The following is a 14,941-nucleotide window of genomic DNA, read 5'->3' as shown; positions in this document are numbered from 1 at the left end:
TCGCGGCGGGGGCAGCGGTGGGTCGGGAACGCTCGGGGCCCTCAGCCCATCTCCTCCAGCGCCTTGCCCTTGGTCTCCTTGATGCAGAACGCCACGAACGGGATCGACAGCAGCGCGAAGCAGGCGTAGATCACGTACGTGGCGGACAGGTTCCAGTCCGCCAGGTTCGGGAAGGTGACGGTGATCGCCCAGTTGGCGATCCACTGCGCGGACGCGGCGACCGACAGGGCCAGCGCCCGGATCGCGTTCGGGAACATCTCGCCGAGCAGCACCCACACCACCACGCCCCAGGAGAACGCGAAGCAGAACACGAAGACGTGCGCGGCGACCAGCGCGACCGTGGCGTGGGCGTTGTCCAGCGTCGCGGTGTCGCCGGTGCCGTGCCGGTAGGAGAACGCCCAGGCGGCCAGCGCCAGCGAGATCGCCATGCCGATCGAGCCGGCCAGCGCCAGCGGCTTGCGGCCGATCCGGTCCACCAGCACCATCGCCACCACGGTGCCGATGACGTTGACGATCGAGGTGGACAGCGAGATCAGCAGCGAGTCGGACTCCTTGATGCCGACCGACTGCCACAGGAACGACGAGTAGTAGAAGATCACGTTGATGCCGACGAACTGCTGGAACACCGACGCGCCGATGCCGATCCAGACGATCGGCAGCAGCCCGAACCGACCGCCCAGCAGGTCCTTCAGGCGCGGCTTGTGACGGGTGTTCAGCACCCGGCGGATCTCCGCGACCCGGGCGTCCAGGTCGACGCCCGCGCCCTCCACCTCGACCAGCACCTTGCGGGCCTGTTCCTCGCGCCGGTCGGCGATCAGGTAGCGCGGCGACTCAGGAATGGCCAGCGCCATCAGCCCGTACACCAGCGCGGGCACCGCCTCCACGCCGAGCATCCACTGCCAGGCCTGGATGCCGGCCAGGTGGTTGGTCGACTCGCCGCCCGCCGCCTGGTTCAGCGCCCAGTTGGCCAACTGCGAGACGGTGATGCCCAGCACGATCGCCATCTGCTGGAACGAGGCCAGCCGGCCCCGGTACGCGGTCGGCGCGACCTCCGCGATGTACGTCGGGGCGATCACCGAGGCGATGCCGATCGCGATGCCGCCCAGCACGCGCCACACCCCGAGCACCTGGATGCTCGGCGGGAACATCGACCCGATGCCGCTGACCGCGAACAGCGCGGCCGCCAGCAGCATCGTCCGCACCCGGCCCAGGTGGTCGGCGAGCCAGCCGGCGATCACCGCACCGGCCGCCGAGCCGAGCAGCGCGATCGCCACCACGAACGCGGTCTCGCCGTTGCCGACGCCGAAGTGCTTCTGGATGCCGGTGACCGCGCCGTTGATCACCGCGCTGTCGTAGCCGAACAGGAATCCGCCCATCGCGGCGGCCGCGGAGATGAACACCACATGGCCGAGGTGCTCGTCCCGGACGGAGGAGTGGGTAGCCAGTGGTCTCTCCCTACGTGACGGTCCGTCCGGTCACGGACGGACATATCCGGAGGTAATTCGACCAGCGGCTACCCCGCCGGGCGGCTTCGACACGCCCAGAAACCGACGACCCGTCAGTCCGACCGCTCCGTGAGGGCCGGCCGCCGCGAGCGCCGCCGCAGCAGCTGCGCCCGGGCCGCCGCGTCCTGCGGGTTGCCGGTCGCCGCGTGCCGCTCGGCCAGCCGCCCGGCGATCTCGCCCTGCAGCTCCACCGGTTTCTTGTCGTCGTACTTGAACTTCGCCCGCACCCGGCGGACCGTCAGCCGAAGCCCGCGCAGGCCGGTCAGCAGCGGCCCGTACGGCGCCGCGCCGACCGCCACCCGGTCCTCGGGCCACTCCGGCTGGAAGTGCGCCAGCTGCCGGTTGAGGATCTCCGCCTTGCCCTGCGGATCGTCCACCACCTCGGCGGTGCAGGAGAACTGCACCGAGGCGTAGTAGCTGGTCGGCGTGTACGGCGCGTCCCGCCAGCGGCCCGGCGCGAACGCGTAGTCGTCGGTGACCGCCAGCGTCACGTGCGGGTCGGCCAGCACCGCCGCGAACAGCGGGTTGGGGGCGGCCAGGTGCAGCAGGACCTCGCCCGCGTCGGCGTCCAGCAGGAAGTGGGTCGGCACCAGGACGGGGCCCTGCGGACCGTTGGCGGCGAGCGTGCCGAAGTCCCGCCCGGCGGCCAGCCACTGCCGCCACTCCGGCTCGGTGCCGCGGTCCCAGCCGCGGATCAGCATGCCGGCCCCGCCAGGTAGCCGGGCAGTGCGGCGTCCGAGTGCGGCGCCGCCACCGGCGCGCCGTGGGCCGGGGCGACCGGCACCACGCCCGCCCAGTAGGGCAGTTCGAGGTCCGCCGGGTCGTCGCTGACGCCGCCGGTTCGGCTCTTCGCCGACACCTGGTCCAGCTCCAGCCGGATCACCGCCGTCGCCGCCAGCTCCTTCGCGTCGGCCGGCCGGCAGTCCGCGGACCGCCCGGGCACCGCCTGCTCGACGATCGCGTCCAGTGCCGCGCGCAGCTCCTCCGGGTCGGTGACCTGGTACGCGGTGCCGTGCGCCACCACCGATCGGTAGTTGACGGAGTGGTGGAACGCCGACTTCGCCAGCACCAGGCCGTCCAGGTGCGTCACCGTCACGCACACCGGCAGGCCCTGCTCGTCGCGGGCCGCGCGCAGCGGGCGGCTGCCGGTCGAGCCGTGGATGTACAGCCGGTCGCCGACCCGTGCGTACAGCGTGGGCAGCACCACGGGCGCGCCGTCCCGGACGAAGCCGAGGTGGCACAGGAAGCCGGCGTCCAGGATCGCGTGCACCGCGTCCCGGTCCCAGTCGGCCCGCTCCCTGTTCCGGGTGGGGGTGGTGCGGGCGTTCCTGGTGTACGAGCCGGCCGGCGTGTCCGACATGACAACCCCTCTGCACTAGTGCATACTTGTGTTTGTGCTAGGAGAGTATCGGATCACCGGTCGGCGGGCCAGCGAGATCGCCGCCGACGTCGAACGCGCGGTCGCCGACGGCCGGCTGGCGCCCGGAGCCGCCCTGCCGCCGCTGCGCGACCTGGCCGGCGAACTCGGCGTCAACCCCAACACGGTCGCCGCCGCCTACCGCCTGCTGCGCGAACGCGGCGTCATCGAGACCGCGGGCCGCCGCGGCAGCCGGATCCGCCCCCGCCCTGCCACCACCCCCCGCGACGAAGTCCGGTTGCCCGTCCCGCCCGGCGCCCGCGACCTCTCGGCCGGCAACCCCGACCCGGCCCTGCTGCCCCCGCTCGGCCCCGCCCTCGCCGCCGCCGCGGCCGGCCCCACCGTCCTGTACGGCCACCCCGTCGCCGAGCCCGGACTCCTCGACGGATTCCGCGCCGAGTTCCGCGCCGACGGCTCCCCGGACGGCGAACTCGCCGTCTGCTCCGGCGCCCTGGACAGCATCGGCCGGGTGCTGTCCGCCACCCTGCGCACCGGCGACACCGTCGCCGTCGAGGACCCGGGCTGGGGCTCCGTCCTCGACCTGGTCCCCGCGCTCGGGCTGCGCACCGCCCCCGTCGCCGTCGACGACGAAGGCCCGCTGCCGCACGCCGTCGCCCACGCCCTGGACGCCGGCGCCCGCGCCCTGGTGGTCACCAGCCGCGCCCAGAACCCCACCGGCGCCGCCCTCACCCCGGCCCGCGCCGCCGCCCTGCGCACCGTGCTCGCCGCCCGGCCGCGCACCGTGCTGATCGAGGACGACCACGGCCACGGCATGGTCGACCAGCCTTTTCAGTCGCTCGCCTCCGACGGCCGCGGCGGCACCACCGTCACCCACTGGGCGCTGGTCCGCTCCGCCGCCAAGGCCCTCGGCCCCGACCTGCGGGTCGCCGTCCTCACCGGCGACGCCGACACCGTCGCCCGGGTCCTCGGCCGCCAGCGCCTGGACGCCGGCTGGGTCAGCCACCTGCTGCAGCGCGCCGTCCTCGAACTGCGCCGCACCGACGCCGCGCCCGCCGCCACCGTCGCCGCCGCCTACCGGGCCCGCCGCGACGCGCTGCTCACCGCGCTCGCCGCGCACGGCGTCCGGGCGCACGGCGAGAGCGGCGTCAACGTCTGGGTGCCCGTCCCCGACGAGACCGCCGCGGTCGCCGCCCTGCTGCACCGCGGCTGGGTGGTCGCCCCCGGCGCCCGGTTCCGCCTCGCCTCCCCGCCCGCCGTGCGGATCGGGATCGCCGGCCTCGACCCCGCCGAGGCGCCCGCCCTCGCCGCCGCGATCGCCGCCGCCCTCGGCACCCCGGGCCACGGCTCCCGGGTCACCTGATGCGGATCCGCCTGGGCGCCCTGCACCCCGGGCCGCCCCTGCTCGCCGAGGCGGACACGCCGTACGGCCGGGCCGTCGCCCGCTGGCGCGGCGGCCCGGCCGACCCGCCCGGCGACCGCACCGTCGAATGGACCGTCGACGAGGACCGCGCCGCCGTCCGGCCCGCCGACCGGCCCGGCCCGGAGGTCCGCGCCGAGGGCGAACTGCTCGTCCTGATCGGCGACTTCGACGGCGACGGGGTGCTGCGGCTGGGCGACACGCCGATCCTGCTGGACCTGCCCGGCCGCCCGCCCGGCCCGCTGGAGCTGACCGTCCCCCGGGAGCACGTCGAGCTCCACCCGTACGACGTGTGAGGAGCCCCCCGCCCGGAGGTCCGGGCGGGGGCTCCTCACACGTCGCGGGGGCGTCAGCCCTTGGCCAGCAGGGCCTGGGCGTGTTCGCGGACCTGGTCGCGGGACAGGTACGCGTCGGTGTACTCGAAGTCCCGCAGGCGGGCGGGCTGGCGGGCCAGGAAGCCGGTGCGGACGAAGTCGTCGCCGGCGGTGGCGTTCAGCAGCCAGTTCGCCGTGGTGCGGTACTTCGCGCTGTTGGTCCGCATCGCCATCACGTGGTAGCCGCGCGCCACCAACTGGGCGGGCATGCCGTGCAGTTCCACGCCCAGCGGCTTGGACACCGCGTCCTTGCCGCCGAGGTCGACGACCAGGCCGAGGTCCTTGTGGAAGTACGGCTGCAGCGGCTGGTTGCGCAGCGCCGCCACCAGGTTCTCCGCCAGCCGCTTGCCCTGCCGGGCCGAGTGCTGCGCGGTCGGCGGGCACACCGCGCCGTCGCCCTTGGCGAGGTCCGGCACCGCCGCGGCGTCGCCGAGCGCGAACACGCCCTCGAACTGCGGCACCCGCATCTCGGCGGTCACCGCGAGCCGCCCGCGCACCGTCTCCGCGTCCAGCGTGCCGATCAGCGGCGACGCGGCCACGCCGGCCGTCCAGATCAGCGTCCGGCACGGCAGCGTCCGGCCGTCGGTGAACTTCACCGTCTCCGCGCCGACCTCCGCGACCGACACGCCCAGCGACACGTCCACGCCGCGGTTGCGGAGGATCTCCATCGCGGTCTGCCCGAGCTTGTCGCCCAGCTCCGGCATCAACTTCGGGGCGATGTCGATCAGGTGCCACTTGATCAGGTCCGGGTCCAGCCGCGGGTAGCGCTTGATCGCCGCCGTGGTCAGCCGCTGCAGGCAGGCCGCGGTCTCGGTGCCCGCGTACCCGCCGCCGACCACCACGAACTGCAGCCGCGAGGCCCGCTCGTTCTCGTCCATCGACGCGGACGCCAGGTCCAGCTGGGCGATCACGTGGTCGCGGATGTACGTCGCCTCGGCGAGCGTCTTCATGCCGCGCGCGTAGTCCGGCAGGCCCGGGATGTCGAAGGTCCGGGTGACGCTGCCCGGCGCCAGCACCAGGTAGTCGTACTTCTCCGCCACCACCTCGTCGGTGATCTTGCGGACCACGGCGACCTTCGAGCGCGGATCGATGCCGATCGCCCCGCCCGGGACGATGTGGGTGCGCCGCAGCGTGCGCCGCAGCGAGATCGCCACCGACTGCGGGGTCAGCACCCCGGCCGCGACGTGCGGCAGCAGCGGCAGGTACAGCTGGTAACTGAACGGCGTGACCAGGTAGATCTCCGCCTCGGAAGGGGCGAGCTTGCGCTCCAGGCGGCGCGCGCACTCCAACCCGGCGAAGCCGCCGCCGATGATCAGGATCCGAGGTCGTTCCATCGTTCATCCCCTACGTTGCGAGTCCGGTGACGAGTCCGTGAAGCAGCAAGGACGACTGCTGGCCACACTCGCACGGGGTAACGGAGAGTGCATCCGGAAGAGACCGATAGGCTGTCGGGATGCTCTCCGAGGTGACGGCCGTCCGCTACGCGACGCCGCTGCGCGAAGGCGGCTCGATGCCAGGCCTGATCGAGGCCGACGACCGCCGGCTGTACGTCCTGAAGTGGGTCGGCGCGGCCCAGGGCCGCAAGGCGCTGGTCGCCGAGGTGCTGGCCGGCGAACTCGGCCGCCGGCTCGGCCTGCCGGTGCCCGAACTCGCCCTGGTCGACCTCGACCCGGTGCTCGCCCGCAGCGAGCCCGAGGTGCAGATCCAGGACCAGATGCGGGCCAGCGGCGGCGCCAACCTGGGCATGGCGTACGTCTCCGGGGCGCTGAACTTCGACCCGCTGTGCTTCGAGGTGGACGCCGACACCGCCGCCCGGGTGCTCTGGTTCGACGCCCTGATCGGCAACGTCGACCGGTCCTGGCGCAACCCCAACCTGCTGGTCGCCACCGGCGGCCTGCGGCTCATCGACCACGGCGCCAGCCTGATCTTCCACCACAGCTGGTCGCGCGCCGAGGCCTGGCGCCGCAAGCCCTACGACGCCGGCGACCACGCCCTGCGGCACGCCGTCCGGCACCTGCCGGAGGTCGACGCCGAACTCGCTGCGCTGGCCGGGGCCGCGCTGCCCGCCGCCGTCGCCGCGATCCCCGACGTGTGGCTCGCCGACGAGCCCGGCTTCGACACGCCCGACGCCGTCCGCGCCGCCTACACCGCGCAGCTCACCGCCCGCCTGGCCGGGCCCCGCGACTGGCTCCCGGAGGTGGCCGCCTGATGGACCCGCACGACCAGCACCCCAAGGACTACGAGTACGCGGTGATCCGTGCCGTCCCCCGTGTCGAGCGCGGCGAATGCGTCAACATCGGCGTCCTGCTGTACTGCCGCGACTCCGGCTACCTCGGCGCCCGCACCCACCTCGACCAGGGCCGGCTGCTGGCCCTCGACCCGGTCGCCGACGTGGTCGGCGTGCGGCGCGCGCTGCGCGGCATCGAGGCGGTCTGCGAGGGCGGCGACGCCGCCGGGCCGGCCGCCGCCGACAGCCCCGGGCAGCGCTTCCGCTGGCTCACCGCCCCGCGCAGCGCCGTCGTCCAGCCCGGCCCCGTGCACACCGGACTGACCGCCGACCCGGACGCGGAACTCCACCACCTCTTCGACCGTCTGGTGCTGTAGCACTCCGCACCGCACCCGGCCGAGGGGCCCCTTCCACCGGATCTCCCGATTACTTGCCCCACTCAATACTGGAGGCACTGAAACGATGGGCGTACCCTGACCGCCATGGGCAGCACCACAGGCACCGGCACCGCACCCTCCACCACCGAACTGATGGAGCAGGTCGCGGAGGTCGGCACGGCCTACTTCCAGGACTTCGCCGCCGCCGCGGCCCGGCACGGCCTCAACTCCTCACAGGCCAAAGCACTCAAAGCCGTCCTCGAACCCGTCCCGATGCGCGCCCTCGCCGGACGCCTCGGCTGCGACGCCTCCAACGTCACCGGCATCGTCGACCGCCTCGAAGCACTCGGCTACGCCCACCGCGAGGCCGCCGCCGCCGACCGCCGCGTCAAGATCGTCACCATCACCGACGACGGCCGCACCGTCCTCGACCGGATCCGCGACGACATGACCCGCGCCCGCCAGGCCTTCGACAGCCTCGACGCCGACCAACGCGCCGCCCTGTCCCGGCTCTGCCAACAGGTCCTGCCGCTGCTCCGCCCCTGACTGTCCGTCGGATGCCCTACGCTCACCGGATGCACCAGGCGAACGGATGGACCTCGACCGGGCTGCGCTGGCACGACGGCACGCCCCGGCTCACCGCCACCGACGGCACCACCCGCCACGACCGGCCGCTCGGCGACGGGCTCCCCGTCGCCTGGCGGATCGCCGGCCCCCGCCGCTGCACCGGCGCCGGCACCGCCCGCGGCCACCGGCCCTGCCCGCACCGCGCCGTCATCGAACCCGACGGCACCACCACCCAGTGCCCCACCTGCCAGAGCGCCGACCGCGGCCTGCAACTCGCCCGCGACCGGATCCTCGACGACGGCCGCAGCTACCGCCTCTACCTCGCCTGGTTCGGCCCGGGCCTGCTCAAGGTCGGCCTCACCGCCGAGGAGCGCGGCACCGTCCGCCTGCTCGAACAGGCCGCCCTCACCTGGACGTTCCTCGCGCACGGCCCGCTGCCCGCCGTCCGCCGCGCCGAACTCGCCGTCGCCCGGGCCCGACTGGCCCGCGAACGGATCCCCGCCGCCGCCAAGTACCCCGCCTGGTGGACGCTGCCCGCCGCAGCCGACCGGCACGCCGAACTCGCCGCCGGCCGCACCCGCGCCCTCGAACTCCTCGCCGGGGACCCCGTCACGCTGCTGCCCGACCACCCCGTCACCGACCAGGTCGAGCTGTACGGCCTCACCGACGGCGCCCCCGACCAGTACCAGCAGGTCAAGGCGCTCAGCGACGGCGCCCGGCTGACCGGACGGCTGCGCCGCCCGATCGGCGGCCACCTCTTCCTCGACCCGCCCGCCGGCCCCCCGCTGCTGCTCGACACCCGCCTGCTCACCGGCTGGACCCTGCACGCCGAGGACGCCGACGGCTGCCACGGGCTCACCCTGCTGCCCCGGGCCCGCCCCGCGGCCGAGCAGGACACCCTGTTCTGACGGCCCGTCAGCCCTTCCGGCGGGCCTCCTGCTTGCCGCGCGCGCCCACCGCCGCCAACGCCAGGTCCTGCGCCTGCGACTTCAGGTTCTTGTAGCCGTACCCGCGGTCCGTCAGCCACAGCTCCGCCGCCGTCTCCGCGCGCACCGACGCCGCCACCACGTCCTCCTCCGCCTCCCCGTGCTCCAGGAACCGGAAGGTGAAGAACGGACGGGCCGACAGGTCGTACGTCAGGTGCCCCTCCTCGGTGAACCGCGCGTGCAGCACGTCGTGCTCGGCCGCCGCGGCGGTCAGCTCGGCGTGCTGCTCGGGGGTGAGCGCGTCGAAGGAGCCGCGCACCATGATCCGGAACGTACGAGTCGTCATGGCGGGACCCTAACCCGGCCGGCCCGTCCCGATCACCCCGATTTCGGCACCCCCGCGAACGCCGCCCGCAGCGGCTCCGGCAGCGGCCCGTGGTGAGCCACCGTCAGCCGGCGGGTCGCCCGGGTCAGCGCCACGTACAGGTCGTGGCCGCCGCGCGGGGACTGCGCCAGGATCGCCGCCGGATCGGCCACCACCACCGCGTCGAACTCCAGCCCCTTGCACTGCGCCGCAGTCAGCGCCCCCAGGTGCGCCAGCTCCGCCAGCCGGGAGTCCGGCACCACCAGGCCCGTGGTGCCCGGCCCGTCCGGCGCCAGCAGGGCCGGCAGCTGCGCCGGGTAGTCCGCGACGGCGACCGCCCGCGGCGGCTCCCCGGCCGCCCGCACCGACTCGGGCGCCCGCGCCGCCGGATCGACGGCCGCCAGCAGCGCCGCCGCCACCGCCATGATCGGCGCCGGGGTGCGGTAGTTGACGGTCAGCCGCTCCTCCCGCCAGCGGGTGCCCAGGTAGCGGCCCAGCATCTCCTGCCAGTCGCGGGCGCCCGCCGCCGACGAGGTCTGCGCCAGATCTCCCACCACCGTCAGCGAACGGGTCGGGATCCGCCGCATCACCATCCGCCAGGCCAGCGCCGACAGCTCCTGCGCCTCGTCCACCACCACGTGCCCGAACGTCCACTCCCGGTCCGCCGCCGCCCGCTCCGCCGTCGACCGGTACGGCCCGTCGTCGGCGTGCCGCTCCGCCAGCGCCGCCGCGTCCAACTCGCCCTCCTGGCCGGTCACCTGGAGCACGCCCCGGGCGTAGTGCTCGGCCTCGGCGCGGGCCCGGCCGTGCTCGGCGGCGGCCCGGCGCCGCTCCGCGCCGTCGCTGCCGAGCAGTTCGGCGGCCTCGTCCAGCAGCGGCACGTCCTCCACCGTCCAGGGCGCGCCCGCGGCGCGGCGCAGCGCGGCGCGTTCGGCGGGGGTCAGGGACGGGGCGAGGCGGTCGGGGTCGGCGAGCAGCGACTCGACCAGCCGATGCGGCGTCAGCAGCGGCCACAGTGCGTCCAGGGCGGCCCGGACCTCCGGTTCGGCCCACAGCTCGCCGGGCGCGTACCGGGCCTCCTCCTCGTCCCACGGGCGGCCGATCGCGTCGGCGCGGGCGCGGGCCAGGCCGCGCAGGGCGGTGCGCAGGAACTCGGCGCGGGCCGCGTTGTGCGGCAGCCGCAGGCCGCGGGCGCGTTCGCGGGCGGCGGCCAGCAGCCGGCGGGGGAGCGGCAGGTCGAGCGCGGCGAGCAGGCCGTCCCCGGCGGGCAGCCGCTGGTGCAGGCGCACCGCCTCGGCGAGGACCTCCGCCATCCGCGGCGAGCCCTTCAAGGCAGCGGTCTCCGGCCGGTCGGCGTCGACCGCGCGCACGCCCGGGAACAGCTCGCCGGGGGTGCGCAGCAGCACCTCGGTCTCGCCGAGCGACGGCAGCACCTGCTCGATGTAGCGCAGGAACGCCGGGTTCGGGCCGATCACCAGCACGCCGCGCCGCTCCAGCACCTCCCGGTGGGTGTACAGCAGGTACGCGGCCCGGTGCAGCGCGGCCACCGTCTTGCCGGTGCCGGGGCCGCCGTGCACCACCACCGCGCCGTGCAGGCCCGAGCGGATCACCCGGTCCTGCTCGGCCTGGATGGTGGCGACCACCTCGCGCATCCGCCCGGTCCTGGCCCGGCGCAGCTCGGCGAGCAGCGCGGCCTCGCCGACCAGGGTGCGGCGGCCGTCGGCGTCCAGCGCGTCCAGGTCGAACGCCTCGTCGTCCAGGCCGACCACCTGCCGCTGCCGGGTGCGCAGGTGGCGGCGGCGGAGCAGGCCGGCCGGGTCGGCGGCGCTCGCGGTGTAGAACGGGCGGGCGGCCGGGGCGCGCCAGTCCAGCAGCAGGGGTTCGAACTCGTCGTCGAGCAGGCCGATCCGGCCGATGTGGCGGACGGCGCCGTCGCGGCCGTCGATCCGTCCGAAGCACAGGCCGCGTTCGACGGCGGTGAGCCGGGCCAGGCGGCGGGTGCGTTCGGCGAGCACCACCTCCCGCTCCAGCCGGGCCTGCCGGGTGCCGCCCGGCCCGGCGGGCGCGGCGGCGGCCTGTTCCCACGCGGTGCGGGCCTGTTCGCGGGCGGCGTCCAGCCGGGCGTACAGCTCTGTCAACCGGTGCTGCTCGGTGCGGAGTTCGGCTGCCAGGACGGCGTCGCTTGCCATCTCTTCGGTCAACGTGATATCCTTGGCCTGAGGGACTTGTAAGGTGGAGCGGCTGGGCATGTGCAATCGACCATGCTACCCGTCCGCCCGGCGGAGGCGCTGCATTCCCGCCTGACCTCGACTGTTAGGCTTGCGAAGCGTGAGCGCGAAGCCCAAGATCCCCAATGTCCTGGCCTCCCGGTACGCCTCGGCGACCCTGGCCCAGCTGTGGTCCCCCGAGCACAAGGTGGTGCTGGAGCGCCACCTGTGGCTCGCCGTCCTGAAGGCCCAGCGGGACCTCGGCATCGAGGTGCCGCCCACCGCGATCGCCGACTACGAGCGCGTCGTCGACCAGGTCGACCTGGCGTCCATCGCCGCCCGCGAGAAGGTCACCCGGCACGACGTGAAGGCCCGCATCGAGGAGTTCTCCGAACTCGCCGGGCACGAGCAGATCCACAAGGGCATGACCTCGCGCGACCTCACCGAGAACGTCGAGCAGCTGCAGATCCGCCAGTCGCTGGAGCACGTCCGCGACCGCACGGTGGCCGTCCTGGTCCGCCTCGGCCGCCTCTCCGCCCAGTACGGCGAGCTGGTCATGGCCGGCCGTTCGCACAACGTCGCCGCCCAGGCCACCACCCTCGGCAAGCGTTTCGCGACCGCCGCCGACGAGGTCCTGGTCGCCTTCGCCCGCCTGGAAGACCTGATCGCCCGCTACCCGCTGCGTGGCGTCAAGGGCCCGGTCGGCACCTCGCAGGACATGCTCGACCTGCTGGGCGGCGACGCCGAGAAGCTCGCCGAGCTGGAGCGCCGGGTGGCCGGCCACCTCGGCTTCGAGAACGTCTTCACCTCGGTCGGCCAGGTCTACCCGCGCTCGCTCGACTACGACGTGGTCTCCACCCTGGTCCAGCTCTCCGCCGGTCCGTCCAGCATCGCCAAGACCATCCGCCTGATGGCCGGTCACGAGCTGGTCACCGAGGGCTTCAAGGCCGGCCAGGTCGGCTCCTCGGCGATGCCGCACAAGATGAACACCCGCTCCTGCGAGCGCGTCAACGGCCTCGCCGTCATCCTGCGCGGCTACGCCTCGATGACCGCCGAGCTCGGCGGCGACCAGTGGAACGAGGGCGACGTCTCCTGCTCCGTGGTCCGCCGGGTCGCGCTGCCGGACGCGTTCTTCGCCTTCGACGGCCTGCTGGAGACCTTCCTGACCGTCCTCGACGAGTTCGGCGCCTTCCCCGCCGTCATCGAGGCCGAGCTCGACCGCTACCTGCCGTTCCTGGCCACCACCAAGGTCCTGATGGCCGCGGTGCGGGCCGGCGTCGGCCGGGAGACCGCGCACGAGGTCATCAAGGAGCACGCCGTCGCCGCCGCGCTCGCCATGCGCGAGGGCGCCCGCGAGAACACCCTGGTGCCGGCCCTCGCCGCCGACGCCCGGATCCCGCTGGACCGCGACGCGATCGATGCGCTGCTCGCCGACCGCCTCTCCTTCACCGGCGCGGCCGCCGCCCAGGTCGGCGAGCTCGTCCGCCGGATCGAGGCCGTCGCCGCCGCCCACCCGGAGGCCGCCAAGTACGCCCCGGGCGACATCCTCTGACGGCTCGCACGCCCAACTGCCCGCTCCCGGCGTCGAGTCGGGGGCGGGCAGTGTGCTGCGGAGGCCTCTTGGCAACGGTCGTCGAGGAGTCGTAGGGTCAGGAAGCGGCCGCGCAGTGCGAGCGATCGGCCACATTCGGAGCGGGGGACGGAGCGTTCCGGTCCGATAGCGCGACCTGGCCGACATCCGGCCGGGGCGGTTGCCCGATTCCCTCGGCGGGCAGGTAAGTTACGCCTTGCACGTGCATCTGATGCCTGGTCAGACGAAACGGGGGAATGTCTGGTGGGCCGATCTCAGTGTCCTGAGCCGTGCGTTCGCGCCGAAGCCGGCGAATCCGTCGCACCACCCGTCCGTACGGGCGTGGCCGCATGACCGCCGGGCAGGTCCGACGCCGGGGGGACGGCACACTACACGCACCCGGTGCGCGATGGGGGCAAACGGCCGGAATCGGTGCCCGGGCACGCCGCTTGAAGGGTAGACAGAACATGTCCGTCATGACGTCGACAACGGAGACGCCGGCGGAGGTCTCGAACCCGCGCGGGGAGTCAGCGATGCGACCGACGAAGCCGACGCAGTCAACGGAGCCGACGCCCGGGGCCCTCGCGGCCGGGACGCAGGTGCCCGGCAGTGCCGTGGTGGGCTACCTCGGAGCGCTCGGCACGCTCGACCTGCTGGTGTCCGGCGTGCTCGCCCGGGTCCTCACCGGGACGACCGCCGGGGCCGCGACGGTGGCCGTGTTCCTCGCCTTCTTCGTCCCGCTCGGGGTCGCGTCGGTGCTCAGCGCGGACCGGGTGCTGGTGTCGATGGTGCAGCGCCACGGGCGGTGAGCCGGCCCGGCGTCCGGCTCAACGGCCCCGGCGGGAACGGTTGTTGCGGGGCGCCCGGGGCCGTGCCGGGACATCGTCCTGCCCGCGCCGGCGACGGTTCGCCCGGGCGGTGCGGAGCATGCCCCACCCGCCGAACAGCACGGCGCCGGCACCGCCCGCGGAGGCGAGCGGGACGTTGTGGAGCACCAGGCCGGTGACGACCACCGCGGCGACCAGGGCGCCCAGCACGGCGGCGACCACCAGGATGAAGCGGAAGGTGTCGCCGGTGTCCCGGGAGACCTCCCGCAGCAGGGTGACCTGGCGGTCGGCGAACGCCCAGAAGCCGTAGCCCACCTGCTCGGGCGGGACGGGCGCCAGCGGCTCGGACTCACGGCGGGCCGGCGGCGCGGGCTGCGGCTGCGGCTCCTTCCCGCGCTGCCGCTCCGACGGCGCGGGGCGGTTCCCGGCACCGGGCTCGCCGACGGTCCCGGTCGTGCTGCCGGGCGCGGGCCGACGGCGAGTACGGGGCTCGGGGGCCGACGGGGCGTCCTGCGGCGCCGGGGCGGGCTGTGCGTTCCGGCCGGACCGGTCCCGCTCGCGCGGCTGGCGCGGGACGCGGGGCGCCGGCGTGTCCGGCCGGCCGGCGGCGGACGGCTCCGGAGACGGAGGCTCGGTGGCACTGGTGGTCACGGGCGGGGGTCTCGCTTCGCGCTATGCGAGCCGACGGGCGGCCGGCTCGGGTCAGGAGCTGAATGACGGGGGCGCCGGGACCGCTGGTCGATCCCGGCCGGACCCCGAAGGAGAGCCGCCGTGCGGTGGCGTCCCCCGGGCGGGAGCGGCACGGCCACCGGCCGCACCCCTTCCAGCAACGGCCGGAGACGGCCAAGGATCCCGCCGCCGGCCGCATCTCGGTGCCGTCTCACTAGCGCCACTGGGTCGGACCGGCACCCTCGGTGGTGCCCGCCCGGCCCTTCGTCCCCGCCTTCGTCGTCGCGCCCGGAGAGAGAGCCTCCGGTGTCCTGCCACCTCAGCGCCGCCCTGCGCGGCTCGGACCGAGCCGCGGGGAGCGGGTGCTACCTTACCGTCAACGCGCCGCAACTGCCCGTAACCCGTTCGGACGCGCCGCGCGTGACCGGAGTCTAGCCCCTGGCCCCGACTCCGGCACCTGTCGGCTAGCGCCCGAACTGACGGGCCGTCAAGCACGATCAGGTGAAGATCCGTGTCACGTCCGGAAGTTGACG

15 protein-coding genes are annotated in these 14,941 nt (G+C 74.6%); 8 read left to right on the top strand and 7 right to left on the bottom strand.

Annotated features, from left to right (window positions below; all coding sequences use genetic code 11):
- Positions 1 to 41 precede the first annotated feature (41 nt).
- From ACFV1L_RS00305 to ACFV1L_RS00295, 3 genes are all read right to left on the bottom strand, one after another.
- Positions 42 to 1,403 (bottom strand): sugar porter family MFS transporter, encoded by a 1,362-nt coding sequence (locus ACFV1L_RS00305; protein WP_380361506.1) that lies wholly within the window; start codon positions 1,401 to 1,403, stop codon positions 42 to 44.
- Between the two features lie 155 nt (positions 1,404 to 1,558).
- Positions 1,559 to 2,206 carry an FMN-binding negative transcriptional regulator gene (locus ACFV1L_RS00300; RefSeq protein WP_380361504.1) on the bottom strand — a complete coding sequence of 216 codons (648 nt, stop codon included), beginning with the start codon at positions 2,204 to 2,206 and terminating at the stop codon, positions 1,559 to 1,561.
- Entirely contained in the window at positions 2,200 to 2,865 is a 666-nt protein-coding gene (locus ACFV1L_RS00295) for a pyridoxamine 5'-phosphate oxidase family protein (RefSeq protein WP_380361503.1), read from the bottom strand. The genes ACFV1L_RS00300 and ACFV1L_RS00295 overlap by 7 nt, the downstream gene beginning before the upstream one ends.
- 34 nt (positions 2,866 to 2,899) lie before the next feature.
- Here ACFV1L_RS00295 and ACFV1L_RS00290 point away from each other — a divergent pair, with 34 nt between their 5' ends.
- Both ACFV1L_RS00290 and ACFV1L_RS00285 read left to right on the top strand, forming a co-directional pair.
- Complete coding sequence (locus tag ACFV1L_RS00290) at positions 2,900 to 4,243, top strand: aminotransferase class I/II-fold pyridoxal phosphate-dependent enzyme (RefSeq protein ID WP_380361501.1); 1,344 nt, start codon at positions 2,900 to 2,902, stop codon at positions 4,241 to 4,243.
- Positions 4,243 to 4,596, top strand: a complete 354-nt coding sequence (locus ACFV1L_RS00285) for a hypothetical protein (RefSeq protein ID WP_380361499.1) — start codon at positions 4,243 to 4,245, stop codon at positions 4,594 to 4,596. The genes ACFV1L_RS00290 and ACFV1L_RS00285 overlap by 1 nt, the downstream gene beginning before the upstream one ends.
- A gap of 53 nt (positions 4,597 to 4,649) precedes the next feature.
- Here the strand turns inward: ACFV1L_RS00285 and ACFV1L_RS00280 are convergent, their stop codons facing one another.
- Positions 4,650 to 6,008 (bottom strand): NAD(P)/FAD-dependent oxidoreductase, encoded by a 1,359-nt coding sequence (locus ACFV1L_RS00280; RefSeq protein ID WP_380361498.1) that lies wholly within the window; start codon positions 6,006 to 6,008, stop codon positions 4,650 to 4,652.
- A 119-nt stretch (positions 6,009 to 6,127) separates the two neighbouring features.
- Here ACFV1L_RS00280 and ACFV1L_RS00275 point away from each other — a divergent pair, with 119 nt between their 5' ends.
- The 4 genes from ACFV1L_RS00275 (at position 6,128) to ACFV1L_RS00260 (ending at position 8,753) form a co-directional block, all read left to right on the top strand.
- Positions 6,128 to 6,883 carry a HipA family kinase gene (locus tag ACFV1L_RS00275; protein ID WP_380361496.1) on the top strand — a complete coding sequence of 252 codons (756 nt, stop codon included), beginning with the start codon at positions 6,128 to 6,130 and terminating at the stop codon, positions 6,881 to 6,883.
- Complete coding sequence (locus ACFV1L_RS00270) at positions 6,883 to 7,278, top strand: DUF3037 domain-containing protein (RefSeq protein WP_380361494.1); 396 nt, start codon at positions 6,883 to 6,885, stop codon at positions 7,276 to 7,278. Before ACFV1L_RS00275 ends, ACFV1L_RS00270 begins: the two co-directional genes overlap by 1 nt.
- A gap of 105 nt (positions 7,279 to 7,383) precedes the next feature.
- Positions 7,384 to 7,824 (top strand): MarR family winged helix-turn-helix transcriptional regulator, encoded by a 441-nt coding sequence (locus tag ACFV1L_RS00265; protein WP_380361492.1) that lies wholly within the window; start codon positions 7,384 to 7,386, stop codon positions 7,822 to 7,824.
- Between the two features lie 29 nt (positions 7,825 to 7,853).
- On the top strand, positions 7,854 to 8,753 hold the full coding sequence (locus ACFV1L_RS00260; RefSeq protein ID WP_380361490.1) for a DUF2797 domain-containing protein: 900 nt from the start codon (positions 7,854 to 7,856) through the stop codon (positions 8,751 to 8,753).
- A gap of 7 nt (positions 8,754 to 8,760) precedes the next feature.
- On the opposite strand, the gene ACFV1L_RS00255 is transcribed toward ACFV1L_RS00260, so the two are convergent.
- Positions 8,761 to 9,117: a DUF6204 family protein gene (locus ACFV1L_RS00255; protein WP_380361488.1), complete on the bottom strand. Its 357-nt coding sequence runs from the start codon at positions 9,115 to 9,117 to the stop codon at positions 8,761 to 8,763.
- Positions 9,118 to 9,149: 32 nt separating this feature from the next.
- Complete coding sequence (locus ACFV1L_RS00250; protein ID WP_380361486.1) at positions 9,150 to 11,336, bottom strand: HelD family protein; 2,187 nt, start codon at positions 11,334 to 11,336, stop codon at positions 9,150 to 9,152.
- 127 nt (positions 11,337 to 11,463) lie between these two features.
- Here ACFV1L_RS00250 and purB point away from each other — a divergent pair, with 127 nt between their 5' ends.
- Positions 11,464 to 12,894 carry an adenylosuccinate lyase gene (purB, locus tag ACFV1L_RS00245; RefSeq protein WP_380361484.1) on the top strand — a complete coding sequence of 477 codons (1,431 nt, stop codon included), beginning with the start codon at positions 11,464 to 11,466 and terminating at the stop codon, positions 12,892 to 12,894.
- A 551-nt stretch (positions 12,895 to 13,445) separates the two neighbouring features.
- A complete protein-coding gene (locus ACFV1L_RS00240; protein WP_380361483.1) occupies positions 13,446 to 13,721 on the top strand; it encodes a hypothetical protein in 276 nt (91 codons plus the stop codon).
- 18 nt (positions 13,722 to 13,739) lie between these two features.
- On the opposite strand, the gene ACFV1L_RS00235 is transcribed toward ACFV1L_RS00240, so the two are convergent.
- Entirely contained in the window at positions 13,740 to 14,390 is a 651-nt protein-coding gene (locus ACFV1L_RS00235; RefSeq protein ID WP_380361482.1) for a hypothetical protein, read from the bottom strand.
- Positions 14,391 to 14,941: the final 551 nt, after the last annotated feature.

The sequence above is a fragment of the Kitasatospora sp. NPDC059646 genome (assembly GCF_042734615.1).
GTDB lineage: Bacteria > Actinomycetota > Actinomycetes > Streptomycetales > Streptomycetaceae > Kitasatospora.
Note: the sequence above shows the minus strand (reverse complement) of the source record. Positions and strands in the feature narration are given on the sequence as shown.